Raw genomic sequence first — 25,188 nt, forward strand, 5'->3', positions numbered from 1 at the left:
GCAACCACCATTTAATCATCTTAACTTAAAGGAGAATCGTTCCTTACCTTTAAAGTTAAAGCTATTAAATAAAAGACGTTTGGAAGAATATTACCAAACGTCCTTTTTTACTAATCTTTACATACTCTTATTGAACTAACTGCCCCTTTAGTCCATAAGAAAAAGCTGCCCTAAAGACAGCTCTGATCTTCTACTAACGCACCCGTTAGTTTAAGAAGATGTAGATAATAATTTATGCATTCTAAATCTCGGAACAGTATCTTCATCTTCTATTTTTAATACATCAAATCCATTTTTTCGATAAAAATTTATTGCCCTTTTGTTTGTGTGGGATACCCTTAATTGGTATGCATTAACACCATATTCTCGAAAGAAACGTTCTGCAAATTCAATTAGTTTAACCCCGAATCCTTTTCCACGATATTCTGAGATTAAGTAAAATAGATTAACATATCCAATCTCTTTATTCTCAAATTGTTTAATCTGCAACTCAACTTGCCCTACTTGTTTACCATCTATTTCAACAATAACAAGCCCACCAGGAAATTTTATAAGCCTTTCAGTAATCTTCTTTAAATAACTGTCATTATCTCCGATTAAACTCTCATCACCAAAACTAATACTGTACGAATCTCTTCTAAACTTAATAATGGTTTCAGTGTCTCTTGATAGGTCAATGTTACGAAATGAAAACAAGCTAATTCCCCCATTCCTTATGCACGATATGCTTGATTTTAAAATACCTTATTTATAGTTCAACTCGAAAATGGAAGTTTTTTCTTAAAGAACTATCCTGCCCCGTTAGTTCCATAAGAAAAGAGCTGCCTTAAAAGACAGCCCCGATCTTTAGCTAACGTACCCGTTAGTTCAACAAATATTTCTAATTACAAAAATTCATAATAACTATCTAATAATTCTTCGCTTCCATTTTCTGCTTCTTTCCCATCCATTTCCTTATCTTCTAGCCATTGTTGATAATGAATTATCTCATGAGCCATGCTGCGTAAAATTGTCCATAAAGCATCATTTTTTCCTCTTTCTGAAACTAATTCTTCATAATCTCATGTTGCAATTCTTATGTAAGGTTCAACAGTTTTATCATAAGGTGCAAAAAAGGTAGCACTCGCCAGTTCTTTTGTATCTCTGGTTTTAAGTTGATAATCCGTTTTTAGGTATATAACAACCCTTATCGGAAATTCCATATATGTACGTAACCAAACAGCAAAGCTTAAGCAAGTCCGTCTTACTGATGGATTAACATCCTTTTCACATCTGACTCTTAATCCTGAACGTCGATATTGCAAATCACTGGTTGTCATAATAATTCACCTTTAGTTTCATGTTATTGCATAATTCGCTAACTTCCCGAAATTTCCTTCTTACACTAACCTGCCCCGTTAGTTCCATAAAGTAAGAGCTGCCTTTAAGACAGCTCTGATTCAGCTAAAGCACCGTTAGCTCTATTCTGACTAACCACTTCACCAAATGTTCTTTATTAAGCGAATCATCATTCTTGGTATAAACATTAAGATGTTCCAAGCGACTTCAAATAAGATTGAATCCCTAAGCTCAATTAGGATTTCTTTAAAAAAGCCGTTCTGCCTTTCTTTTTTTCTTTTTTTATTTTTCATCTGTCTAACTCCCAATAACTTAATATTTATCTAAATTATAATCCAATTTTCTTGTTGCAATAAATAGTTTGACACTCCTTTACTTCATATATTAATCCATCAGCAAGGGTCTCAATCTTTGTTTAATTATTCTGCCCCGATAGTTCCATAACAAAAAGAGCTGCCAAAGCAACTCTCTTCTTGAAGTAAAGCACCCGTTAGTTAAAACTTTTAGAGTTGACAACACTGTGAAAACAAAAAAACCCTATAAATTAGAGGGTTTTTTGAGAAATAGGTATATCTTTACTGATGTATGTATTATCGATAATCTTAAAGTAAGGGAGTATTATTCCTAGTGAAGATACAGTACAAATAATTGCCGAGTGTGAATTTTTCATTCTTTTTTTTTGCTGCAATTTGTCCCTATATTCCATTTGAATCTTTCTCTTTTTATAATCAAATTTCATATTGTAGGTAGGTTCCTTAAGTTTACTTTACCAGAAAAAACCATATTCGTTATTCAACTATCCTGCCCCGATAGTTCATTAAGAAAAAGAGTTGTAGCAGCAACCTACTTTATTTGCACCTAGTTAAGATTGATATACCTAATGATGAATGATTCCTGCCAATGTCAAAGATGTGATTAGACTTCCATACTATGCCTATCCAAATTACCAGTCGAATTACTACAAAAAAATTCACAGACAAAAAGACTTCCATACACAGTATGAAGTCTTTTTGGAAAGAGAAGAGCATTACGGTTTTAAAACGACTTTTATACATTCATCCTCACGATTATTAAAAATTCGATAACCATGACTTGCTTCTTCAAGAGACATTTTGTGAGTGATAATATCTCTTGGGTCAAATTCGTTATTTGTTATTTTTTTAAACAATTCCGGCATAAAATGAATGACTGGAGCCTGTCCCATTCTAAGATTAATATTTCTAACCCAAAATGCACCTAATGGAAATAGATTATAGTTACCTCCGTAAACACCTGTCATTTGCACTGTCCCATACTTTCGGACAGCTTTAGTAGATATTTGAATAGGCCCAAGGGTTCCGCCCTGCAGTTTCAATTTTTGTTCCAGAAACTCCAGGGGTGATTTCTTACCATCCATACCAACACAATCGATGACGACATCTGCCCCACCATGTGTGATCTCTTTTAAATGTTCCCCCATATCAGGGTGTTTTGTGAACTCAAATACTTCAACATTGTTCATCTTTTTCGCATGATTGATTCGGTAATCCAAGTAATCAACTGCTATTACACGCTTTGCACCTTCCATCCAGGCAAATTTTTGTACCATCAATCCAACAGGTCCGCATCCGAGAACAATAACTGTATCGCCTGATTTTACACCTGCATTTTTCACACTCCAATAAGCTGTTGGCAGAACATCCGATAAAAAGAGCAGTGACTCATCCTCCAATTCGCATGACTCGGGGATAACAAAGGGAGTGAAGTTTCCAAAAGGGACTTTCAAATATTCAGCCTGACCACCTGGATGGTTACCGAACTTCTCAGTATAACCAAAGTATCCGCCAGAATCATAATGAGGGTTTGAGTTATCGCATTGGCTTTCCATTTCATGTTGGCAATAAAAGCAATGTCCGCATGAAACATTAAAGGGAACGACAACACGGTCTCCCTTTTTTACTTTTGTCACTTCAGGTCCAACTTCTTCTACAATACCCATCGGTTCGTGGCCAATAATATATCCTGGGGGTAATGGCATGTTACCTTGATATAAATGCAAATCAGATCCGCAAATAGCAGTAGAAGTAATCTTAACTATAATATCGTCTTTTTTTTCTAATTTTGCATCCTCTACTTGGTTAACCTGTACATGATTTGGTCCTTGATAAGTTACAGCCTTCATAAATGTAGGGCCCTCCTAAATTCTAATACTGTTAACACTCTTGACTATGGTCAACAAAGAAAGTAAATAATATACTTATTCAACCTTAGCGTAATTGTTTTATGTAAGTTAAAGGGGCTGAACCGTTTTGACCACGAAGTAATGGTGCTAGCTTTCGAAATAGTTATAGGTGTATATAGCGTGAATTAATTCGGGGAAATAATTATAACCCTTACTGAACTAAACTTACCTGCCTCTATAGTTCAACAAGAGTAATGAACAAGAAAAAGAACCCCTTTGCAATAAAGAAGTCCTTATTCATTCATTCAATTTCAGTTGCAAATTGAAACAATTCCGGGTGATCTGCCAAGTCTTGCATCGCTTTTTCTCTTTGTTTTTTGGCTGTTTCCATGTCTTCTTCAACTAATGTTTCACTTCCAGGTAACAGAATAACTTCTTCATCTACTGGTACTGGCGCATTTGCTAAATCAGATTGGAAAGAAAAAAGACCAATAAAAGTGACTCCAAATAACATAAGGATTTTCTTAAATTTAATCTACCTCCTTAGGATATGTTTAATTATACCATTTACAGGCCTCTTACGGAGCTAATGCACCCGTTAATCCTTTATGGGTACCACCAGCAACATTAATTACCCTTAATTTATTTGATTTTCTCCGCCAACTCTAAAATAATTCCCTCTGGTCCACGACAGTAGCATAACTTATAACTATCTTCATATTGTTGTATCTCACTAAAGATTTCCGTACCTTTCTTTTTCAATTTGGCAACAAGAGCTTCAATATCTTCAACAGCAAATGCAATATGCCGGATGCCCAGGGTATTTGCAAAAGGTTGCTGACTATCTTTTTCATCTGACGGCGTATAAAATTTAATTAGCTCTACCCATGCCTGACCTTCTGGCTTCCCCAATCCTACACATGCTACTTTAACGTCATTAAGCCCACTCATCCGATCCATCAAATCTCCTTCCATTTCCCATTCCCCTTGCACTTCAAGTCCAAAATCGAGAAAAAACTCTTTAGCAGCAGAGAGATCATTTACGATTACGCCTACATGATCTATTCTGTGGATCTTCATATTTCTACCTCCTTCGTTCCTGTTATTTTGCAATATCCTGTATTCTTTCATTCTAATTCTCTAAAAACAGAAAATAACCTTCTTGTTGAATAAAGGCAAAGAGCACTCTTCAATATCCTGCCCCGTTAGTGCCATAAGAAAAAGAGCTTCTGATCAGCTCTTATAATGAAGTAAAGCACCCGTCACTTTTAGTCAAATTTTTATCGTAAAAGAAAAAGGTGCACTCAGTATAAAGTGTACCTTTTTGTAATATTGCCCCCAAACAATCCACAAAAGCCTTACCAGTCCAATCCCGATTTTTTTCATGAAAAAAACTACCCGAGTGGGTAGCCAGTATTACATGTTATTTGAAAACAATTTGCAGTTTTCCAGATACTCTTCCAGAAGAGTATCCATCTTTAACATCCACATAAAATTTGCCAACTCTCATATCTGTGAATAAGGTCTTTCCACCAGCTAAGCTATGATAGCCTGTGCACTTTCCAGTACTGGCATTGCAGAGACGGGACCATATGTTACTATAATTAGTCAACAACTTACTTCCAGAAGAAGTCTTTAAATAGATTGGGGAAACCAGTTCTACCTGTAAGTCACTACCTCTGTTAGGATTTCCAATTTCACCATCCCATTTTCCATCTTCTGTTTGAAAAGAATACTGTGGAACACTTGCTTGTGCAGAAGAATTGCCTAATACCATTCCACCTACCAGGACTAACACAAAGGTACTTAAGATTGCAAATAAGTTTTTCATGTTATTTTCCCCTCCCATCTTTATCCATTTTATAATATCAGAACAAACTGATTATTAAAATGATTAAAAATGACTATACCTTCTTTGCTTCAAACATGTTTTGGTTGCGTCATTTTCTTTTGGAGCGCATGCCTTTAAGTTTTGTAATGTCATCTTGCTTAAGCAAATGGTTATACATTTCACTGTTAACATCATATATCGCAATTTTCCCTTGATTATTATAATGAATTCCCCAACCATAATTTTTCACTAAAGGAGAAGCCCTGAAACACGCCTTGGATTTTGAAAAGAACTGTTCTCGAAGTTCAGCTGCATTTTCCGCTTCCATTTGATTTTTGATTAAATATGTTTTGAATTGGACATCTTCTTGTGTAAATTTATAGGGGTTATTGTTAATCAAATCATGTTCAATATAAGCAATGGTCGGTTTTCCGTTTTTGATGACAGGGACCTTTGCCGAAGAAACTTTTGAATCCCCTGAAATGGTAATAAGTGTGTTCTTATAACTCATATAACAACCTCATTAGTCTACATACCATATCATACCATTATTTTCCTCCACTCTCCTGCCCCTTTAACTCTATAAAAAAAGCGTCGCTTCATTATGTCTTCATAGCAATACAGATCGTTCATTAATGGGAGTTGAAGAAGGGTCACCATAACGATCATTATAGGAATTAATCTACTAAAAAAAGGCTACTTAACGTAACCTTTTTTAGTACAATCATTTTCTATTTCACTTTGACTTTAAGGGCCTTAATCACTTCTTCTGTTGCCTCGGCAATAAGCTCGTCGTTATAATCAGCCTCTTTTTCATCACGACTTGAAAGTACAGCAAGAACAATGGGATCTCCTTTTGATGGCCAAATGATCGCAATGTCATTTCGCGTACCATATGATCCCGCTCCAGTCTTATCAGCCACTTCCCAACCTTTCGGCACTCCAGCACGAATTAACGCATCTCCAGTAGTATTTCTCTTCATCCAATCTATTAAAAGTTCACGTTTCTCAGTTGGAAGTGCATCTCCCAATGTAAAAGCCTGAAGACTAGTAGCAAGTGCTAGTGGTGTACTCGTATCATGCGTTTCACCAGGATTAACTACATTTAAATCTGGCTCGATTCGCTCAGGGTTGGTAACATTATCTCCAATTCCCTCCAGTGCTTTTTTAAATCCAGCCGGTCCCCCCAGTTGTTCAAGGATAAGGTTTCCAGCAGTATTGTCACTGTATCGAAGCGAAGCATCAGCAAGCTCCTTAAGGGTCATCCCCGTATCAACATGCTTTTCGGTAATCGGATTATAATTAACAAGATCCTCACTTGTATAGGTAATTCTTTGATTAAGGTCCTCTATTGATTTCTGTTGTAAAAGTGCTCCTACTGCCAGAGCCTTATGAGTAGATGTAAACGCAAATCGTTCGTTCTCATGAAATTCCACGGTTTCTTTCGTTCCTGTATCAATGGCATAGACCCCAAGCTTTGCATCATATTCCTTCTCAAGTTGTTCAAATTTCTTGATTGTGGCTTCTTTTGCCGTAATAGTCTCCGACGTTTGGTTAGTTCCCCCGGTTTGTTCTGTTCCCGATTGTTGTACAACCTGTTTTTCCTCATCTGAGCAGCCTGTAACCATAAGCACCAAGCCCATTGGTGCCAGTATTTGATAAAACCATCTTTTGTTCATCATATAAACCCCCTAATTATTTGATTAGACTCTTATGTACGAATTGAAAAAACAACCTCATGCAAGGAGTTTTAACAGATTACGTTTGTAGTCCGATTACATCTGTAGTATAGTATTACATATGTAATCAAAGAAAGTCAATTCTTTATTTTTTTACCATCAAGCCACTATAAATTTGCTATATACCTGTTTTTGTTAATTTAAAAGTCAAGAGAGGTGGTATTGAAGGACATGTTTTTAACCTACTTTATAATAGGTTTATTGGTGTCTTCATTTTCCGTTACTGTTATCCTGCTTATACGAAAATGGTTTGGAAGACAATTAACAGCAAAATGGCACTATCATTTGTGGATGTTTCTTTTTATGGCTTTAGCACTTCCTTTCATACCTACTGATTTATATAATTTTAGTTCTCTCTTTAGCAGCGGGGACATAAATCAAATTAATGCACCCAGCTCTAATATGGAAAAAAACGGGACTGATATGATGCAGGGCCTGCACCTCATACAAGACTTTTCTGTATCGGTCAATCGGCCGGACCTGTCCTTACTTAATAAGGGAGTGATGGGTTTATGGTTGTCAGGGATGCTTTTATTTACCTTTACTATGGTTCGTGGATGGCTCACAATCAGAAGGATAAAGAATTATTCTTCTCCGTTTTCCAATCAAGAAGTTCTCGTGCTTTTCGAAGAATGCAAGAAAAGACTGCATATAAAAAAACCAATAGAGATTGTTATTTCGAATAGAGTCCAATCTCCAATGATATTCGGGCTTTTTCAAACATATATCGTCTTACCTTCCCAGCATGAAAACTGGCTTAGCTTGAAAAATTACGAGTATATCTTTCTTCATGAACTGAATCACTATAAAAACAAGGATTTGCTGACAAATTACGTGATATTGTTCTATCAAATCATATATTGGTTTAATCCCCTTGTTTGGCTTGCTTTTAGAGAAATGAGATTGGATCGGGAAATCGCATGTGATACATCTGTTTTACAGTTACTGGATGATCATTCCATTAGTGAATATGGAAATACGATCATTAATTTTTTGGATCTCTCAAAACGGTCAAGTAATCTGCAGTTGGTGACACAATTAAACGGTTCGAAGCTTCAAATCAAAAAACGAATTGAACAAATTTCCGCCTATAGTCATTCCGCAAAAAAATCATTAAGAAAAAGCGTCTTCATTTATGTGTTGGCCAGTATCATTTTGACAATCCAATTACCTTTCGTTTCCGCATTTGCGACGGAAAATGACCGATACTATTTTAAAAATGACGGAGTAGTTTATGAGGATTTACAGCAATTCTTTAAAGGGTATGAAGGAAGCTTTGTTTTATATGATCATAACGCACAGCAATATCGCATTTATAATGAAGAGAAAAGCACTTTACGGATATCACCTGATTCCACATACAAAATCTATAGTGCCTTATTTGCTCTAGAAGCAAATGTGATATCACCCGAAGAATCGAAACTTTCATGGGATGGGACGAAGCAACCCTATGAAGCTTGGAATATGGATCAGGATGTCTCATCTGCATTACAAAAATCTGTAAACTGGTATTTCCAAGAATTAGATCGTCGAACAGGATTTGAAACAATTCAATCCAATCTACAAGAGATAAACTATGGGAATTCCGATGTATCTGGGGAATTCAGTGAATTCTGGAACGAATCCTCATTAAAAATTTCTCCAGTCGAGCAAGTCCAACTGCTGCAAGCCTTTTATAACAATCAATTCGGATATAAGGAAAGGCATATCCAAGCCGTGAAGGACGCACTACTCTTAGAAAAGAATGAAGAAGCTCGCCTATCAGGAAAAACAGGCACAGGAGCAGTGAATGGAAAAAACATCAATGGTTGGTTTATCGGGTATGTAGAGACGAAGAACAACACTTATTTCTTTGCTACCAATATACAAAATGAAGATGATTCATCCGGAAGCAAAGCGGGAGAAATCACTTTATCAATTTTAAAAGATTTAGGAATCTATAATGAAAATGAAGGGGAGAAATATGGAGAAAAACATTCCTAGTATATCAGAATCAGAATGGGAAATCATGAACGTACTTTGGGATAAAGCCCCTCAAACAGCGAATGACATCATACTTTCCTTACAGGAAAGTTCCGATTGGAAACCGAAAACCATACGAACCCTTCTCGATCGATTGGTTCAAAAAGATGTAGTAGGTGTCAATAAAGATCAAAGAGTTTACACCTTTTACCCGCTTTATTCACAGGAAGAGTGCCAGCGTGCCGAGACCGAATCATTTATCAAACGTATCTATGGAGGGACCATGAAATCCATGCTTGTCCAATTCATTCACGAAGATACCCTATCTGATGATGATATCAATGAACTGCGCACCATTTTAAATAAAAAACCTAAAAAGTAATCCTATTAAAAAAGTCGATTTGGAATTTTTCCAAATCGCTTTTTTCGGTCGAAATTGAAATAGCGGGGGTTTCTCAAGTAATTATCGCTTTCTTGCTCAGCAACCCGTTAGTTCCATAAAGAAAAAGCTGCCTTATAGACAGCTCCGATTTTCAGCTAACGTACCCGTAGTTCATTAAGACTTATTGTAGAGTTGAAATAAATAGTGTAGTAAGGATTAATGCCAAAAGAGAAAAAGATTAATTTTTCTTATCCTTTTCTAGTAAATCAATAATTCTATCAAGCTTTTGTTCGATATTTTCTGACTTGCTTGGTTGTTTAGTAACGAGAGAACGAACAAGAAAAAATACACCAGAAAATATTCCAAATATTAAAATAAGGAAAACTAGTTGATATAACATATCGCCAATATTCATATTAATTCCTACCTTTACAATCACTGGTGTTAGTGTACCATATTTTTTACTACACAGTTCTTTAACACTTCCCTTATGGAACTAACCTGCCCCGTTAGTTCAATAAGAAACCCTGTATTGAAACAAAGAAAAGAAATATTGAGACAACTACGCACCCCAAAAATCCTCCTTTTCTATCTTTTTGAAGTTCGACTAATCCTGTTACCAACATAAGTGCCCCCACGATCAACATTAAATACGGCATTACAAAGGTTTCAGTTATTAGCTGATAAGCTGATAAAGCAAGAACAATTATTGCTAAAATAATTCTAACTATTTTCAAGAATATATTTCCCCCTAAAAATCAAGTTCTGTACAATTTTTTATTTAATCATACCATTTAACACCTTTTCATTTGTGTGGAAAATGGAATTCCTCATTCAACTAACCTGTCCCTTTAGTTGCATAAAGAAAAAGCTGCCATAAAGACAGCTCTGATCTTCAGCTAACGCACCCGTTAGTAGAATAAGGAGTTACCTTTTATTCCTCATTTAATTGCTTTAACCACTCTTTAAACCAATCTTGAGGTAACTTTACTTTTGAGAGGTCTAAATTCTGCAATTCTTTTAATGAGTATGTATTTACCAAAAATAAATCCCATTGACATTCAATATCTCGTGCTATCCCAAAAGCTATTTCACCAAGTTCATTAGATGCTTCAGCTTCAGCTTCCTCAAAAGCCATTGTGAGGTTATCACACCACTTAATAAACTCAAATTGTGAAAATCTGTTTTCTTTTCTGCAAACGGTATTTAACAAGTTCTTTAAGTTTTCGGACGAGAATGGAAAATCTATAGTGGTTTCATTCCAGTTCCAATTCATATATACATCCCCTATTATCAATAGTAATTAATTACTATCCTCATCACCTTCTATTCTCTAATTTAATGTTTTCTTATTCAACTAAACTGCCCCTTTACTACCATAGGAGAAAACTGTTAGTTAAAGAACGTTTATTTCTTATCTCTAATTTCTTCTAAAATTTCTATTACACGATTGTTTTGTTTTTCTATATTCTTTAATCTTTTTTCAATAATACTTGAAGAAAAAAATACAATAAGTATAAGAGCTATTCCAACAAATAATTCCATATTTCTCCTCCGATGAATTCAGTTTATGTTTAAGAGTATAACATTAATATCCTATATTCCCCAGGTCTGTTATGCAACTATCCTGCCCCTTTAGTTGCATAAAGAAAAAGCTGCCTTATAGACAGCTCCGATCTTCAGCTAACGCACCCTTTAGTTGAATAAAAAAAAGACAAATTCTATTCTATTCAAATCCAAAGTATTTCTCTACTTCTTCACTTGCCTTTGGCAATTCCATTCCCTTTTCCCAAATTAAAATTTTATCCTTTGGCGTACCATAATAAATTCTCTTTATTTCCTTACCACGAAATTCTTCTTGTACTTTAATATCTATAAAATCATACCCTTTTTCTAATCCGTATGGAGGCTGTGCTTCTTTCTTTATTAAGGGGCGTAGTGGAGTCATATAAAAATTCCCTTCGCTATCCATATCGTATTTTATTGTATTTAAACTATATCCATCGTTTATATCCGCATAATATACGATTTTACCATCCTCCATTTCACTTATATCCCTAATTTTCACTACATCTGTAGAAACACTGTTGATTTCCCATTTAAACAAGCCAACATATCCTAAAATGATTATGCCTATTAATAATGCAGTTATTATTCCACCTTTAATAAAAGACTTTAACCGTAATCTTTTCCACGAAGTAGATATATTTTTTATGACATTACTATCCGTTCTATTTTCAATAATACTTTTTTCTGGAATATGAATTTCATCTTGAATTTTTTTTAATTCCACTTTGCAGTTATTACACACTGATAGATGTTCCTCTACCATTCTTTTGCTATCATCACTACATACACTGTCGTAATACAACGGAAGCATATCTTTAATTATTTCACAAGATACTTTTCTCAATTTCATTCCTCCCTTAACATTTCTTGTATTTTTTGTTTACCTCGGTAAAATGTGACTCTCGCCCAACTCTCCGTCCTCTCAAATAGTTCACTTATTTGTTTAAAGGAAAGTTCACCAAATATTCTAAGTGTAAATACCTCTTTATAAGGTTCGTCTAAGGAATGCAAAACTTTATGAATACGGAAAGTTTCTTCCTTTTTTAAAATCAACGTTTCGATTATATTTTCGCCGGTTATATCTTCTATCTCTTCTGTATCGTATCTTTTTTGTTTATTGAGATAGGTGAAATATGTATTTTTTGCAATTTGGCAAAGCCATACATTTATTTTGCAATACCCTTGAAATTTATCTATACCTTTTAAAGCCTTAAAAAACGTTTCTTGTGTTATTTCTTCTGCAATCTTTTCATTACGGCTTAATTTTAGAACAAATAAATAAACCTCCCGAAAGTATTGATTGTATATACTCTCAAATTCTGTCAATCTTCTACCTCCTTTCATATGTAAGACTATGATAGAAAGATTTCGTTACAAAAAATCAAAAAAATAGCAGCTCGTTAGTCTGCTTTTAAATCAACTATATATTAGCAAAATACAATACCAAAGTTACCTGCTTTACTATCATAAAAATTTATAATACTTGTTTAACTAACCTGCCCCGTTAGTGCCATAAGAAAAGAGCTGCCTTAAAGACAGCTCTGATCTTCAGCTAACGCACATGTTAGTTCTATAAGGCCTTGTATTGTACTCTATGTTTCAAAAAAGAACTTATAAGTTCAAATTTTGAATCATTTCTACCCTATTACCAAATGGGTCTCTAAATTCAAATCGTTCAAAATTTGGAATTGGAACACCATCAAGTATTTGTATATTCTCTTTTGTTAATCTATTTTTCCAATATGAGATGTCTTCTACTTCGTAAGCAATATGTGCTTTAGTTTTCAATCTATCAAAATCATCTTCTGTTCCTATATGTACATCTTTATCACCGACTTTTAACCAAAATCCTCCTCGTCCTTTAAGGGATTCGGGTTTTTCGATTTCTTGTAAACCTAAAATACCACAATAGAAATTTTTAGCCTTTTCTTCAGTCTCCTTTGGAATAGTTATCTGAACGTGATGTAATCCTTTAATCATTTTATCACCCCTATGAATTCAAATTTTTCCAAAAACTTCCCCTTTAACTAAAGGATACTAAACTTCCAAAGTAAATAAAACTTTATATTATTTATAAAAATACATAAGAATCTCTTATGGTTAATGTTTTATACTTATAGTTACATCTTCAATTAACCTGCCCCGATAGTTCTATAAGAAAAAGCTGCCTTAAAGACATCTCTCTAAAGCTAAAGCACCTGATAGATGAATAATAATGGTTACATTCATGTTTCTTTATTCTGTAATAATAGTTTTTTAACAAAATTACAAAATTTTTCATTACCATGAACTTTAAAAATTATCTCATTCTCGAACTCAATTGATAACATCCATTCTTTATCCTTACCAATAAGTCCAGTATAAGAAGTACCGCCTTCACCAGCTGTGTTTTCAGTCAATAGGTAATACAATGGAAATAATACAGATGTTTTATCCTGTCTCTTTAAACTATAAGTTCCAATGCTTTCAATTACCCTTGAAATATTATCGTGAACATTAACATTAAAATAATTACACCCCTCATTTATCCCAAACATTCTACATCCTTCTAATAAAGATTCATTTAAATCTTCTGGAGAAAATTTTGCAGGTTTTAGATTATGAACAACTGAATGGAAAAGAGTAAGGTGATTATTCAAATCAACCGAATATAAAACTGTACTTGTATTAAAAAAATTATCTTCAAGGAAATCGTTTGGAAATATGTATTGTTCTAACCATTTCCTTATTTCTTTAGATTCCTCATTATCTAATGCAGTAGCTAAGCGCACATTACTTCTCTCCTCATGTTAAAGAAAAATAGTCCTTCTTTTGTAATTCCATTATATAGATACATTATTACCTATAAAGTTGTTCAACTATCTGACCCGATAGTTGCATAAGGAACAAGCTGCCTTAAAGACAGCTCCGATCTTTAGCAACGCCCTCGTTGGATGAAGCTTGCAACATTATTTCCAACCATCAACATTTGAGAAAGTCTCATAATCACATCCAGTGATATACTGAAACTCTTTTCCTGTAAGCCTTTCATATGCTTCAGTTGCTATGGAAAGCAATGGTTCGAATGTATTCTCCTTAGGCATAAGTGCAGGGTATTCTAGAACCGCATTGAAAAAGCCTTCTCCTTTAGCAATTACTTCACACCGAAGGTATAAAAACACATCAGGTGAGAAGTAATCATCCTTGTTTTTACTGTATGAATATTCGCCTATGTTTTTTGCGTGTTCCTTTGTGTCTAATAAATAAAGTTTGTAGGACATGGCTTCTTCAAATTGCTTAATATTCCTTACTCCCATTTTCTCAAGTTCTCTAACAGCCACTTCTATAACTTCATCCTCATCATTAACTGACTCCCAATCTAGAAGAGATATTATGTACCAAAAGGATTCATCTGTCATCATCTTCCTTGGTTTCTGCGGTTCTTCCATTAGTTGTTCAATCTTTCGCTCTTCCTCTAGTATTTCTTTCTCAAAGTTATCTCTGTCATTGATCCAACGCCACTCATAAAAGGCTTCCATACCTGTTGTTTCATCCCAGGTGCCACCATAATTACTTAGTCTCATTTTTTTAGTCCCTTGAATGTTCCCAATGTAAAAAAAAATTCCAGGAATTTTACCATCAAACCAACAAATTGCAGGGGCGTTTTCAAAATAAAAACGGTTTTGCAGGAGAGTTTTACTTAAAACATTATTTTCAATCATTGGGATGGTCTCCCCTATATATGGGGTGGTAGCAAGAAGATAAGAGTTTCGATCACAGTTAACAATTCTTAATGCTCCATATCTCCCATCAGGGAGTTTTACCGCATATACATCCCCAATTGATACTTTTTGTTTTTTTATCTTTTTTTGATTCTCCAATTACTCTTCCTCCTGATTTACAAAAGATGAATTATATGAAGTAACAAATATTTATAAGAATCTTGATATGTGTATATCCATAGGTATATATTTCACCATTTAATTGGGGAATCCTTGTTGAACTAACCTGCCCCGATAGTTGCATAAGAAAAGGAGCTGCTAATCAGCTCCATTTAATGTAGTAAAGCATCCGTTAGTAAAATAACAAAATCAATTTCTACTAAAGAAATGGACCTACTAATGATAGGATTCTCTTTTATTAGTCTAATTGCAGTTTTATTTATTTTATAAATATTACAATTTTCCAATTTAATGTGAGGGAGTATCTATAAATTGCGAATCATTTCCTTTATTTCATCCCGTTTTTGAATCGTTGTATCGTTTTTATTTGGGAAAATCGCTGTGGCACCACCGTCATTTTCAATATCAACTAGTAAATCGAAAAAATTCAAAAGTGGTATGTTGAACGCTTCGTATGATTTATCTATATTGGCAGACTCCATTTCAGCAAAACTTCGACTTGGCCAAACAGGTAGTAAAAATGGATAGTCTCCATCATCATCATCCAATAGTAATAAGTCGCCATTTTCGTCGCGTAATAACCACACCTGTTCATCTGTCGCAACCATTCCATAAAAATATGCAAGTCGCTTTTCAGCAGGACGGTTTAAAATAAATCGTTTAATTAATTTCATATATGTCATTCCTTTACGATAATTATTAAAAAATACCAAGTAAAATAGAAAGTTATTATTCTTTTTGAGGATAATTATACCATTTATTCTTCAAATAAACTGCTCCTTTAATTCCATAAGAAAAAGCTGTCTTAAAGACAGCTCCGATCTTCAGCTAACGCACCCGTTAGTTTAAGTACAATCCTTCACAATCTATTAGTAGGACTCTCCCCAAAAAACTATCTAAAGAAATTTTTGATTGCTTCAATGCGTATTTTATGACCACAATCATCGCAAAAAAAAAGTCCTACTCTTTCTTACCTTAAATTGTTTATATTTTAGTGAACCTTCGTATACTCTGAATATTTTTTTACAACTATAACAAAGTACCTCATAGTAAATCATTGTTATCCTCCTATGTGACACATGGGAAAAGAGAGCTCATATTTATGATACAAATAAATTAATGAATAACATGAATACTGCCAAACCAAGAAACATTGAAATGAGCTGAATCCACCCTTTTTCTTTAGATATCGTTAATAGCGTAAATAACATTATAATAAAAATCCATTTTGAAACCGTTTCATTTATGTTCAATGAATCAGGCAAGAAAATAACGGTTATGTAAAGCAATAAAGCTGTTACTAAAATGTTAATAATAATCCTTAAAGCTATCAAATAAATCACTTCCGTATCCTTTCAACTAAGCTTGCTAATGAATTACTATATTATTCTTTTTAAACTAACCTGCCCCGTTTGTTCATTAAAAACATTCATTATAGGAATTCTGGTCCTTAGTTCAATAAAAAGGCTACCGGTTAGGGCGCCGGTTCTTAAATGTAATCAAGCAAACGTTTCTTTTATTTCAATCTTAAAGTTCGGTTTGAAGGTAATTTCTACAATCATTAAAAACCTTTCTCTATCATCATCTAAAAATAACCGTATAGAAGATTCATCCTCTTTATCGGTAAGTATTTCGATTTTACTTACCGTTTGAAAGTTATATCTTCCAATAACCATACTTCCCTCTTGTACTAATAACCAAAATTGATTATAAAACGGACAAACGATAACCTCATATTTATACTTTTTAACCTTGAACCTGAAGGATGATTCATTATATTTGAACAGTTCATCATCATCTTTCTTTACTGGAAGACATTCAAATAGAGAAATGAAATCAATTTCAGAAGGATAAAACTCCATAATACAACCTTCTTTCATAAGGAAATGCACATACATTACTTACCTTCTGCAAAGGAAAATGAAAATCCTTTTTCAACTAACCTGCCCTGTTAGTTCTATAAGAAAAAGCCACCAAGTATGGCAGCTGGATCTTAAACCCTTGCAGTCATAAACGAATAATACATAATAATTCAAAACCAATCAGGTATTTTAGTATAAGATGCTTCGAGCTGATTTAAATCGTATCCAAGTTTTTTAAAGTGATTAATCTTTTCTTCCCTTGTTAAAAATAAAAGGTTGTCTGGTTTTTGATAAGATGGCACTAGCATTTTATCGAAATAGTTCACGTCTACATTTTCATTCCAGGGTCTTATTCCATTTAGAGCTTCTGCCAGTTCTTTTAAAGAGCTATCTGAATAGGTTTTACGTGTTATTCGACGTACATAATTTTTTGGTTGCCCCTTGATTACTTCTTCAACCTGAACAATAGCATTTTTGTTTCCAATTATTTTCCAAGTGTGATTATCCAGGGATTCTGAGGAAATAGGTAATATCGAAACAACAGTTTTATTTATAATATTATCAATTTCTTCTATTTCATTAGAGACCAACTCGAACAAACAACCAATCGGCAATCCAAGTTCATTCTTTTTTATTATCTGACCAAAGCTATAAGAACTGTTGCTTAATGGGATGAAAAAAATACCCCCTACAACCCATTTTTGTTTTTTAGGTCTTTTAAAATTTTTTGCTAACTCATTTACCTTGGCTAATTCGGATTTGTTGATTTCAAAACCAATCAATTCATTAATTATGTTTGCTGCCTCAACCATCACATCACCTTTTATTGACGTTATAAAAATGCCGTTAGTTTCATAATCAATCTTTAATTTTTTAAAAGACGACTCCATTTTATCTTTTAGAGTTTTCTTTATGTACTTAGCTGCTTCGTGACTGGTTTCTAATCCGAACAATTCTGCAAGGTCTTCATTTATAAAAAAATCGCTCAAACTAGCATTAGGAAAATAAATTGTTATTACCCCGATCTTGACTTCCAAGTAAAACAATCCTTTCTGCTTTAAACTCATATTTCTTACATATTCGCTTTGTTTATAAGATAATCCTTGTTCAACTGAACTGCCCCTTTAGTTCCATAAAGAAAAAGCTGCCTTAAAGACAGCTCCGATCTTCAGCTAACGCAACCGTTAGTTAAAGTACATTCCTTCTCAATCTTTGTAAATTGAAGGAAATATCACTCCATTTAAATTAACCTTTTATTATCTAACAATTCCTCCTCATCACATTTTATATTGATGAATTTAATTAAAAACGCAGTTACATACTTACCTTTTCGGTAAATGAATACTGTTTTGACTTTTCCGTATAGATTCGGTATTGAATGTTGTCTAATGATTCCGTTTTGTATATGCTTTGTAATCACACTTTGTGGAAGCATACTTATACCCAGACCAGCTGCACACAACCGATGATTCCATCTATAGTGCCATATTCCATTATCTTATTGGGAATCATATCCTCTCGGTATAGCCATTGTTCAAACTTTTCACGATAAGCACACCTGAATGAAATACAAGCAACGTCCTTGTTTGAATTTCTTTGATAGAAGAAGCTTTTGGAGGATGAACTGTATCTGTAATGAACATCGAATACCTCTAAAAATCGCGAAGCACCTAGATCTCTTACCGCGATTTTTTCACAATCCGAAACAATACGATGTAGACTAAATCTTATATATATCTTCTTCGTTTGGTAGAGAAGATATCGCTCCTACCTTCGTACACACGACGGCACCTACTTTATTTGCAAAGAGAATGATCTCTTTAAGTTTACTAAAATCACTAAGAATTGTGTCATAGGACTCAAGATTTGCAAATTGAAATAAAGCAGCACCGACAAATGCATCACCAGCACCAGTTGAGTCAATTGAATTTACTTCGACGCTGTTTATTACACTCATTCCACTTCCATTTGAAAGAAGAGTTCCTTCCCATCCAAGGGTAACAGCCACTATTTTTGCCCCTAAATGATGGAGCATTGCTATTCCTTCATATTTATCCATTTTTCCCGTGATTAGTTCAAGCTCTACTTCGCTTACTTTTACAAAGTCAGCCATTGATATACCCTTTCTGGCTAAACTAATAAATTCAGCCACTCTATTTTTCCATAAATCATGTCGGAAGTTAGGGTCAAACGATAGAAATATCCCCCTATTTTGCGCAAATTCCATTGCCTTTAAATAAGTTGTTTTAAAAGGGTTTTCCAGAAATGCAGTTGCAGATCCAAAGTGAATGATCTTTGCAACACTTAATCTATCTAGGTATAAGTTATCCTCTGTTAAATTTCGATCCGCTCCTCTATTGAATACAAAATCCCTTTCACCATTTGCTTGTAAAGAAACAAATGCTAAAGTAGTTGGTGCTAAATCATCAGTAACAATCATCGATGTATCAACCCCCACCTCTTTTATCGTTTCTATTAAAAATAATCCAAATGGGTCATTTCCTACTTTTCCAATAAGACTCGCTTCCCCACCTAGCTTTGAAATAGCAGCTGCGACATTCGCTGGTGCACCCCCGGCTTTCTTTAGAAAATGATTACCTTCCATTAAATTAACATCAATATCTGTACAATAAAAATCGATCAAAAGCTCCCCAACGCATATGACTGCACGGTTTGTTTTATTCATTTACATTACATCTCCATTCTGATTTAGGTAAAATGAAAGGCTATCGATCATTTTCGACAGCCTTCATAATCTCTTACTATCAACTCATCATTAATAAGATTGAAATTTAGTCTTTATCTTTTCCATATACTCTTTAAAGGGTATATTTTCAAAGACTTTAATGTAACTTCTCCACCCTTGCTATAAATTTGTAATCCTTTACTTGATGGATCCGGGAAAATTTGATCAGAAATAACCGTTTCACCTTTGTTTCCAAACACTTCTACAGCAGATCGGTCAATGAAAATATGCATTTTCACAGTCCCATTTAATGCATGTAACGGTCCGTCATGCTTACCGACTACATTGTTCCCATAATCAAAGCTTCCTGAATTTGAACGGTCTACGAATAATTGTCTGGTGGCAACATCATAACCAATAGTCGTATATTCAGTTGCTCCTTTACGAACTTGAAAGCCGAATTCAGTTGCTTTTATATCATCTACATCAAACTCAGCTATCATTTCAAATGTATCTTCTGATAGTTTAGATAGGAGGTTACTTTCACCAGATATGACTTTATTTTCATATGAAATTTTTTCACTCTTATCTCGAATGGTTTTTAAAGAAACTGGCGTTTGTTTTAAACGTAAACCTTCTTCTGTCTGAGTTAGCTCCATCTTTCTTGGCAATGTCGTTGAACTTCTCCAAGTCGAAGTTGGTGTATGATTTGCATATTGCCAATTACTCATCCAGCCAATCCAATATTTTTCGCCATTCTTCCCTTCAATTCCGCTCCAATCAACTGCGGCATAATAATCTGCCCCGTAGTCAGTCCATAACACTTGATTGGAAGGGTTTTCATTTTTAAACGTTTTCCCGTCAAAGGTACCTACAAAATATTGCATACCTGACCCGCCTGCAGGAGCGCCATCATTAATGCTTACCTGTAGTACCCATTTTGTTTTTGAAGGGTCACCATCAATAGGTAATTCGATGAGAGTAGGACATTCCCAAATCCCTCCGTTACTACCATGAGTAGAAGGTATCCACTCTCCGGAAACAGCAGACCAGTCTGTAAGGATGCCGCTTTCTTTCGAATCGCCTTTCTCAGGCTCTTTGGCAACTTGGTCTACTTCATTTGGCATGGCCCCTTCATTATAAACATTAACATCATCCATGTTTATATGACCCCAACCACCTGTAGCTTGGTCTACAGCTTTAATATATAACACTTCTCCAATGTATTTAGACGCATCCCAGACGTATTTTTGATATTTTTCTTCTTTAAATTTGGTATTGGCTTGTCGAATTAATTCTTGATCATCAGAGGCTCTCACTAACGAAACATAGCGGGTGTTGATATCATTACCACCGCCCAACAGAAAGTTGATTTCTCCAGAGCCACCTAGTTTAAAATATGAGGAGTGCAGTTCACCTGTTGCGTCATCTCCCTTTTGTAGATCAGTAAATCCCCATAAGTGGTAGTTTCCTTGGTGGCCGAAATCCCCTCCCCAGTATGATGGTACATTTGTCACATGATCTTTTGTGAAAGCATTACCTTCGATTGTACTCCACCCAGTTAGATCACCTGTCTCAAAATCATGATTAATAATTTCCTTCTCATCTGTCATGATGTTCTTACCAACTTGAACATTTTGGAATAACGTGGATGAATTCCAAACATTTAAGCCAAAATGCCCTGATGAAAAAGTTGAATCATTTACATCATGAATGAGATTTCCATCTAAAGAAATTTTAATATTTTTTCCATGGGTGCTTGCTTTTAAATGGTACCTTTTATCTGTATCTAGATTTATTGTTTTTTCAGCTAGAATGGATATGTCTCCATTTTCGATTTTCATGATTTTCATTGTATCGTTTAAAGCATCGATATTCGCCATATAACCGTTTGTTGCATTGGGATCTGCACGAAAAACGAGCGAGCCAGCTCCATTGCCGCCTTTTTCGCCAGATATCTCAATGTTTGCTTCATAAAAAAAGTTATCCCCTGTTTGATCGCTCATTACAAAAGCATCCGCCGTAGAGGTTCCACTTTTTCCATCCATCGTGTTCTCCCAGCTACCGTTTACATCTGTCCATTTTGATAAATTGGTTTCAAAGTTAGATGTATTCTTGAACTCCACATTTCGAAAGGCTGCCGTTGAATTCCACGCTGACAATCCATAGTATCCATAATCGAATTCTATATCTGTTACTTTTATAACGGATTGATCGTTTACAGAGACTTGAATTTGATCCCCATCTGTTTCCACCTTCACATGGTAGGTGGTTGAGGTTTTGAGGGTAAAAGGTTTTCTCGCAATTTCCTCGTTTGTTCCATCTACATTCTTACTTAATGTTATGACATCATTTTTGGCATCCAAGCTAGCAACATAGCCGTTCTTTGCACTCCTGTCTGACCGAAAAACTAACCCGCCTGCCCCTTCTCTCCCATTCTTCTCATTAAGGGTAATATTTCCCTCATAGCTAAATGATTCACCTGTCTGGGATGACATGGTATAAGAAGTTCTGTCTAAGCTATTGGCTTGTATTCCACCATCTTCGCCGAATTCGCTTGCATACTCCCACTCTTTTAAATTAGGTGAGGTATAAAACATGATCTTATCCTTAGCCGCTAACGACATGACCCATTGGTTTGATTCTTCATGCCAAAATACTTTAGGATCGCGCCAATCTTGTAAAGGAGGGTCTGGCATTACGGGATTCCCTTTATACTTTTCCCAAGTTCTACCTTTATCTAAGCTATACGCTATACTTTGGACTTGCTTATCCCCTGAATGCGTAAAGATGGCAACCATTGCTTCTTTTCCAAAGCCAGCTGTATTGTTCCAATCAATAACAGCACTCCCCGAGAAAATCTGACCGTTTTCATCCGGCGATAGAGCAATCGGCAAATGCTCCCAATTAACAAGATCTTTACTGACAGCATGCCCCCAATGCATCGGTCCCCATGTCGTTCCATACGGATGATATTGATAAAACAAATGATATTCACCTTTATAAAAAACCATACCATTCGGATCATTCATCCAGTTAGCTTCAGGAGAAAAATGAAATTGATTACGGTATGGTTCATTATAATACCCAGGGTCCTCTGCATATGCACTATTAAATGGTAAACAAGTGACAGTTGAACATATTAATAGAGTACTAATAATCCTCTTCACCTTTATTTCACATCCCTTTTTTTAAAATATAAAATGACGTGTGATCGTTATGCTGGACTATTTCCGCGCAATCTATCTAATAGAACGGCTGCTACAATGACTCCACCTTTTACAACCAACTGCCAATAATAGTTGACATCCATTAGAGTTAACCCATTACTGATTACCCCCATAATTAAAACCCCAATAATTGTTCCTATTATTTTCCCTTTTCCACCTGTTAAACTTGTTCCTCCTAGAATAACAGCCGCAATTGCGTCTAATTCATACATTTGACCAGCAGTTGGCTGTCCAGAAAACAACCTACCCGCTAAAACGACTCCTCCTAAACCAGCTAGTAAACCACTAATCGAATACACATTGATTAAAGACTTTTCAACCTTAATTCCAGTTAACCGAGCTGCCTCTTCATTGCCACCAATCGCATAAATATGACGACCGAACATCGTATATTTAAGAACAAAAAACATCACGACATATACTAAAGACATGATATAAATAGGAGTGGGGATTCCGAAAATACTTCCGCCACCAATGAATTTAAATGTTTCGTTTTGTAAAACAATTGGATAACCGCCACTAATGACATAAGCGAGTCCACGAACATAGGTGAAGCTGCCCAGTGTAACAATAAATGCTGGTAACTTTGCTTTGGCTGTAAGAAACCCATTAATCAATCCTACTGCATACCCTACTAGTACGCCTGATAACATCGCAATAATAGGATTAACACCTGCAGAAGAGACCATGACTGAGATAACGCCAGATAAAGCAACTGTTGCACCAACTGATAAATCAATACCACCAGTTAAAATAACGATTGTCATCCCAGCAGCTAAAATAGCAATAATGGAAACTTGTTTTAATACATTCAATAAATTGGCTGTATCCAAAAAATTTGGTGCTGTGAATGAAAGTACTACACACAATAATAATAAAATCATGATCATGCCAAGCCTATTCCATAAAGAATAAAGGACATTTCCTATATTTAGGCGTTGTGAATGCGTAATAGTTTGCGTATTCCCTCTCATTTCTCTCTCCCCCCTTTGGTAGCTAAACGCATAATTGTTTCCTGTGTAGCTTCTTCCTTCGAAAGCTCGCCTGTTAACCTTCCTTCACTCATGACAAGTATTCGATCACTTACCCCCAATACTTCAGGAAGTTCAGATGATATCATTAAAACGGCCAATCCTTCATCTGCAAGCTTTGAAACAATCTTGTGGATTTCAGTCTTGGCACCTATATCGACCCCTCGTGTTGGCTCATCAAGTAGTAATACCTTTGGTGCAATTGATAGCCACCTAGCGATCACCACCTTTTGTTGATTCCCACCACTTAAGTTTGATACTTTCTGTTCTGGGGAAGCTATTTTTATATTTAAGTCTTCAATATATTGGTTAGCGCTTTCATTTGCTTGCTTCCAACTAACAATTCCTGCTTTAGCATGTTTTTTCAATTCAGCCATTATGATGTTCTCTTTTACGGACATTGATAAAAATAACCCTTGTTCTTTCCTGCTTTCAGGTACATGTGCAATCCTATTAGCAATAGCATCTATTGAGGATTTGATTCTAACAGATTGACCATCAACCAATATTTCGCCACTTTTCAACTCGGACAAACCGAAAATGGCCCTAACCAGTTCTGTTCTGCCAGCTCCAACAAGCCCCGCTAAGCCAACAATTTCACCTGGGTAAATTTTTAAAGATACATTCTTTACAATTGTGTTATCGGAAACATTTTTCAATTCAAGTACAGGTGCAACTTCCTTTGGACTTTTTGTGACAAAAGCTTTTGACCGATTAAACAAGTCCTTTAAATCCCTTCCTACCATCAGCTTTACGAGATGATCAGGATTTGTCTCTTCAATCGGCCCACTTGCAATCCATTCGCCGTCACGTAATACAGTGAACCTATTAGAAATTTTAAAGATTTCTTCCATTCTATGAGATATATATACAATAGCAACTCCCTGCTTTTTCAAACCATCAATAATTTCAAACAGCTTTTTTATTTCTTTATCTGTTAAAGAGGCGGTTGGTTCATCCATTATGAGTACCTCTGCATTAAAGGATAATGCTCGGGCGATCTCGACCATTTGTTGTTGAGCAACACTTAAGGTGGAAACCAATTGGCGTGGATTTAGATTCGACCCCATTGAATCTAACACCTCTTGGGCACGTTCATGGACCTTATCCCATTTCACCATTCCTAAACCATTTCTAGGAAAGGTGGAGCCCATTAAGATATTTTCACTTATTGTTAAATTAGGAGAAAGGTTTAACTCCTGATGAATAACACTAATTCCTTTGTTCCTTGCATCAGTAGGGTCCTTCCATAAAATTGGTTGACCTTTCAAGCAGATTTTCCCACCATTGTCATCAGGTGTATGGATGCCTGCGAGGATTTTCATGAAAGTTGACTTTCCAGCGCCATTCTCTCCCATTAATGCATGTACTTCACCTGGATAAAGTTCAATTCTCACATTGTTCAATACGGTTACACTCGAGAACGTCTTACTAATCCCTTCCATATTCAACAATGGCTTTTTTAGACTTTGTTGGCCTTTAAGGGACATTTGATTCATAGCCATATCTTTATCTC

General features: G+C 35.2%; 28 protein-coding genes and 2 pseudogenes. 2 read left to right on the plus strand and 28 right to left on the minus strand.

Annotated elements, in window-relative coordinates; genetic code table 11:
• Positions 1–210 precede the first annotated feature (210 nt).
• From J7I90_RS26455 to bla, 9 genes are all read right to left on the minus strand, one after another.
• A complete protein-coding gene (locus tag J7I90_RS26455; RefSeq protein WP_214774796.1) occupies positions 211–696 on the minus strand; it encodes a GNAT family N-acetyltransferase in 486 nt (161 codons plus the stop codon).
• 365 nt (positions 697–1,061) lie between these two features.
• Positions 1,062–1,319 (minus strand): hypothetical protein, encoded by a 258-nt coding sequence (locus J7I90_RS27620; protein WP_251025485.1) that lies wholly within the window; start codon positions 1,317–1,319, stop codon positions 1,062–1,064.
• A gap of 159 nt (positions 1,320–1,478) precedes the next feature.
• Positions 1,479–1,631: a hypothetical protein gene (locus J7I90_RS26465; RefSeq protein ID WP_214774799.1), complete on the minus strand. Its 153-nt coding sequence runs from the start codon at positions 1,629–1,631 to the stop codon at positions 1,479–1,481.
• Between the two features lie 734 nt (positions 1,632–2,365).
• Entirely contained in the window at positions 2,366–3,499 is a 1,134-nt protein-coding gene (locus J7I90_RS26470; RefSeq protein WP_214774802.1) for a zinc-dependent alcohol dehydrogenase, read from the minus strand.
• Between the two features lie 301 nt (positions 3,500–3,800).
• Positions 3,801–4,013, minus strand: a complete 213-nt coding sequence (locus J7I90_RS26475; protein WP_214774803.1) for a hypothetical protein — start codon at positions 4,011–4,013, stop codon at positions 3,801–3,803.
• Positions 4,014–4,141: 128 nt separating this feature from the next.
• A complete protein-coding gene (locus tag J7I90_RS26480) occupies positions 4,142–4,579 on the minus strand; it encodes a VOC family protein (RefSeq protein WP_214774805.1) in 438 nt (145 codons plus the stop codon).
• 343 nt (positions 4,580–4,922) lie between these two features.
• The gene (locus tag J7I90_RS26485) at positions 4,923–5,330 is read right to left on the minus strand and encodes a hypothetical protein (RefSeq protein WP_214774807.1); all 408 of its coding nucleotides are present in this window, start codon (positions 5,328–5,330) and stop codon (positions 4,923–4,925) included.
• A 109-nt stretch (positions 5,331–5,439) separates the two neighbouring features.
• On the minus strand, positions 5,440–5,841 hold the full coding sequence (locus J7I90_RS26490) for a DUF6157 family protein (RefSeq protein WP_214774809.1): 402 nt from the start codon (positions 5,839–5,841) through the stop codon (positions 5,440–5,442).
• Between the two features lie 220 nt (positions 5,842–6,061).
• Positions 6,062–7,009, minus strand: a complete 948-nt coding sequence (bla, locus tag J7I90_RS26495) for a class A beta-lactamase (protein ID WP_214774811.1) — start codon at positions 7,007–7,009, stop codon at positions 6,062–6,064.
• A 231-nt stretch (positions 7,010–7,240) separates the two neighbouring features.
• Between bla and J7I90_RS26500 the strand changes: the two genes are divergently transcribed.
• Positions 7,241–9,052 carry a BlaR1 family beta-lactam sensor/signal transducer gene (locus J7I90_RS26500; protein WP_214774813.1) on the plus strand — a complete coding sequence of 604 codons (1,812 nt, stop codon included), beginning with the start codon at positions 7,241–7,243 and terminating at the stop codon, positions 9,050–9,052.
• Positions 9,033–9,413, plus strand: a complete 381-nt coding sequence (blaI, locus tag J7I90_RS26505; protein WP_214774815.1) for a penicillinase repressor BlaI — start codon at positions 9,033–9,035, stop codon at positions 9,411–9,413. Before J7I90_RS26500 ends, blaI begins: the two co-directional genes overlap by 20 nt.
• A gap of 238 nt (positions 9,414–9,651) precedes the next feature.
• Here the strand turns inward: blaI and J7I90_RS26510 are convergent, their stop codons facing one another.
• The 19 genes and pseudogenes from J7I90_RS26510 to J7I90_RS26595 form a co-directional block, all read right to left on the minus strand.
• Complete coding sequence (locus J7I90_RS26510; RefSeq protein ID WP_214774817.1) at positions 9,652–9,828, minus strand: DUF4083 domain-containing protein; 177 nt, start codon at positions 9,826–9,828, stop codon at positions 9,652–9,654.
• Between the two features lie 94 nt (positions 9,829–9,922).
• Positions 9,923–10,150 carry a DUF3953 domain-containing protein gene (locus J7I90_RS26515; protein WP_214774819.1) on the minus strand — a complete coding sequence of 76 codons (228 nt, stop codon included), beginning with the start codon at positions 10,148–10,150 and terminating at the stop codon, positions 9,923–9,925.
• A 197-nt stretch (positions 10,151–10,347) separates the two neighbouring features.
• Complete coding sequence (locus J7I90_RS26520; protein WP_214774821.1) at positions 10,348–10,689, minus strand: hypothetical protein; 342 nt, start codon at positions 10,687–10,689, stop codon at positions 10,348–10,350.
• A gap of 131 nt (positions 10,690–10,820) precedes the next feature.
• Entirely contained in the window at positions 10,821–10,958 is a 138-nt protein-coding gene (locus J7I90_RS26525) for a hypothetical protein (protein WP_167555975.1), read from the minus strand.
• Between the two features lie 181 nt (positions 10,959–11,139).
• On the minus strand, positions 11,140–11,826 hold the full coding sequence (locus J7I90_RS26530) for a zf-HC2 domain-containing protein (RefSeq protein ID WP_214774823.1): 687 nt from the start codon (positions 11,824–11,826) through the stop codon (positions 11,140–11,142).
• A gap of 2 nt (positions 11,827–11,828) precedes the next feature.
• The gene (locus J7I90_RS26535) at positions 11,829–12,308 is read right to left on the minus strand and encodes an RNA polymerase sigma factor (RefSeq protein ID WP_098186143.1); all 480 of its coding nucleotides are present in this window, start codon (positions 12,306–12,308) and stop codon (positions 11,829–11,831) included.
• A gap of 285 nt (positions 12,309–12,593) precedes the next feature.
• A complete protein-coding gene (locus J7I90_RS26540; RefSeq protein ID WP_048687544.1) occupies positions 12,594–12,962 on the minus strand; it encodes a VOC family protein in 369 nt (122 codons plus the stop codon).
• A gap of 245 nt (positions 12,963–13,207) precedes the next feature.
• Positions 13,208–13,753: a hypothetical protein gene (locus J7I90_RS26545; RefSeq protein WP_214774825.1), complete on the minus strand. Its 546-nt coding sequence runs from the start codon at positions 13,751–13,753 to the stop codon at positions 13,208–13,210.
• Positions 13,754–13,930: 177 nt separating this feature from the next.
• On the minus strand, positions 13,931–14,842 hold the full coding sequence (locus J7I90_RS26550; RefSeq protein ID WP_214774826.1) for a DUF4240 domain-containing protein: 912 nt from the start codon (positions 14,840–14,842) through the stop codon (positions 13,931–13,933).
• Positions 14,843–15,168: 326 nt separating this feature from the next.
• A complete protein-coding gene (locus J7I90_RS26555; protein WP_170974058.1) occupies positions 15,169–15,537 on the minus strand; it encodes a DUF2750 domain-containing protein in 369 nt (122 codons plus the stop codon).
• Between the two features lie 218 nt (positions 15,538–15,755).
• Positions 15,756–15,921, minus strand: a pseudogene (locus J7I90_RS26560) (DUF2197 domain-containing protein).
• A gap of 42 nt (positions 15,922–15,963) precedes the next feature.
• Complete coding sequence (locus J7I90_RS26565) at positions 15,964–16,206, minus strand: hypothetical protein (protein ID WP_214774828.1); 243 nt, start codon at positions 16,204–16,206, stop codon at positions 15,964–15,966.
• Positions 16,207–16,362: 156 nt separating this feature from the next.
• Entirely contained in the window at positions 16,363–16,725 is a 363-nt protein-coding gene (locus J7I90_RS26570) for a hypothetical protein (RefSeq protein WP_214774830.1), read from the minus strand.
• A 170-nt stretch (positions 16,726–16,895) separates the two neighbouring features.
• Positions 16,896–17,792, minus strand: a complete 897-nt coding sequence (locus J7I90_RS26575) for an Imm26 family immunity protein (protein ID WP_214774832.1) — start codon at positions 17,790–17,792, stop codon at positions 16,896–16,898.
• A 653-nt stretch (positions 17,793–18,445) separates the two neighbouring features.
• Positions 18,446–19,411 carry a carbohydrate kinase family protein gene (locus J7I90_RS26580; RefSeq protein ID WP_214774834.1) on the minus strand — a complete coding sequence of 322 codons (966 nt, stop codon included), beginning with the start codon at positions 19,409–19,411 and terminating at the stop codon, positions 18,446–18,448.
• A 113-nt stretch (positions 19,412–19,524) separates the two neighbouring features.
• On the minus strand, positions 19,525–21,459 hold the full coding sequence (locus J7I90_RS28220) for a glycoside hydrolase family 32 protein (RefSeq protein ID WP_396020458.1): 1,935 nt from the start codon (positions 21,457–21,459) through the stop codon (positions 19,525–19,527).
• Positions 21,460–21,537: 78 nt separating this feature from the next.
• Positions 21,538–22,554 (minus strand): annotated as a pseudogene (locus tag J7I90_RS28225) (glycoside hydrolase family 32 protein); the annotation flags it as partial.
• Between the two features lie 74 nt (positions 22,555–22,628).
• Positions 22,629–23,531: an ABC transporter permease gene (locus J7I90_RS26590; protein WP_225988884.1), complete on the minus strand. Its 903-nt coding sequence runs from the start codon at positions 23,529–23,531 to the stop codon at positions 22,629–22,631.
• A gap of 80 nt (positions 23,532–23,611) precedes the next feature.
• Entirely contained in the window at positions 23,612–25,177 is a 1,566-nt protein-coding gene (locus tag J7I90_RS26595) for a sugar ABC transporter ATP-binding protein (RefSeq protein WP_251025486.1), read from the minus strand.
• Between the last annotated feature and the right edge of the window lie 11 nt (positions 25,178–25,188).

This window comes from Bacillus sp. ISL-57, from assembly GCF_018613135.1.
Lineage (GTDB): Bacteria > Bacillota > Bacilli > Bacillales > DSM-1321 > Peribacillus > Peribacillus frigoritolerans.

Excerpts from the sequence above, each read along its gene's own strand:
- J7I90_RS27620 (WP_251025485.1), bottom strand. The coding sequence starts at position 1,319 with ATGACAACCAGTGATTTGCAATATCGACGTTCAGGATTAAGAGTCAGA.
- J7I90_RS26465 (WP_214774799.1), bottom strand. The coding sequence starts at position 1,631 with ATGAAAAATAAAAAAAGAAAAAAAGAAAGGCAGAACGGCTTTTTTAAA.
- J7I90_RS26470 (WP_214774802.1), bottom strand. The coding sequence starts at position 3,499 with ATGAAGGCTGTAACTTATCAAGGACCAAATCATGTACAGGTTAACCAA.
- J7I90_RS26475 (WP_214774803.1), bottom strand. The coding sequence starts at position 4,013 with ATGTTATTTGGAGTCACTTTTATTGGTCTTTTTTCTTTCCAATCTGAT.
- J7I90_RS26480 (WP_214774805.1), bottom strand. The coding sequence starts at position 4,579 with ATGAAGATCCACAGAATAGATCATGTAGGCGTAATCGTAAATGATCTC.
- J7I90_RS26485 (WP_214774807.1), bottom strand. The coding sequence starts at position 5,330 with ATGAAAAACTTATTTGCAATCTTAAGTACCTTTGTGTTAGTCCTGGTA.
- J7I90_RS26490 (WP_214774809.1), bottom strand. The coding sequence starts at position 5,841 with ATGAGTTATAAGAACACACTTATTACCATTTCAGGGGATTCAAAAGTT.
- bla (WP_214774811.1), bottom strand. The coding sequence starts at position 7,009 with ATGAACAAAAGATGGTTTTATCAAATACTGGCACCAATGGGCTTGGTG.
- J7I90_RS26500 (WP_214774813.1), top strand. The coding sequence starts at position 7,241 with ATGTTTTTAACCTACTTTATAATAGGTTTATTGGTGTCTTCATTTTCC.
- blaI (WP_214774815.1), top strand. The coding sequence starts at position 9,033 with ATGGAGAAAAACATTCCTAGTATATCAGAATCAGAATGGGAAATCATG.
- J7I90_RS26510 (WP_214774817.1), bottom strand. The coding sequence starts at position 9,828 with ATGAATATTGGCGATATGTTATATCAACTAGTTTTCCTTATTTTAATA.
- J7I90_RS26520 (WP_214774821.1), bottom strand. The coding sequence starts at position 10,689 with ATGAATTGGAACTGGAATGAAACCACTATAGATTTTCCATTCTCGTCC.
- J7I90_RS26525 (WP_167555975.1), bottom strand. The coding sequence starts at position 10,958 with ATGGAATTATTTGTTGGAATAGCTCTTATACTTATTGTATTTTTTTCT.
- J7I90_RS26540 (WP_048687544.1), bottom strand. The coding sequence starts at position 12,962 with ATGATTAAAGGATTACATCACGTTCAGATAACTATTCCAAAGGAGACT.
- J7I90_RS26555 (WP_170974058.1), bottom strand. The coding sequence starts at position 15,537 with ATGAAATTAATTAAACGATTTATTTTAAACCGTCCTGCTGAAAAGCGA.
- J7I90_RS26570 (WP_214774830.1), bottom strand. The coding sequence starts at position 16,725 with ATGGAGTTTTATCCTTCTGAAATTGATTTCATTTCTCTATTTGAATGT.
- J7I90_RS26575 (WP_214774832.1), bottom strand. The coding sequence starts at position 17,792 with ATGAGTTTAAAGCAGAAAGGATTGTTTTACTTGGAAGTCAAGATCGGG.
- J7I90_RS26580 (WP_214774834.1), bottom strand. The coding sequence starts at position 19,411 with ATGAATAAAACAAACCGTGCAGTCATATGCGTTGGGGAGCTTTTGATC.
- J7I90_RS28220 (WP_396020458.1), bottom strand. The coding sequence starts at position 21,459 with ATGGATGGAAAAAGTGGAACCTCTACGGCGGATGCTTTTGTAATGAGC.
- J7I90_RS26590 (WP_225988884.1), bottom strand. The coding sequence starts at position 23,531 with ATGATCATGATTTTATTATTATTGTGTGTAGTACTTTCATTCACAGCA.
- J7I90_RS26595 (WP_251025486.1), bottom strand. The coding sequence starts at position 25,177 with ATGGCTATGAATCAAATGTCCCTTAAAGGCCAACAAAGTCTAAAAAAG.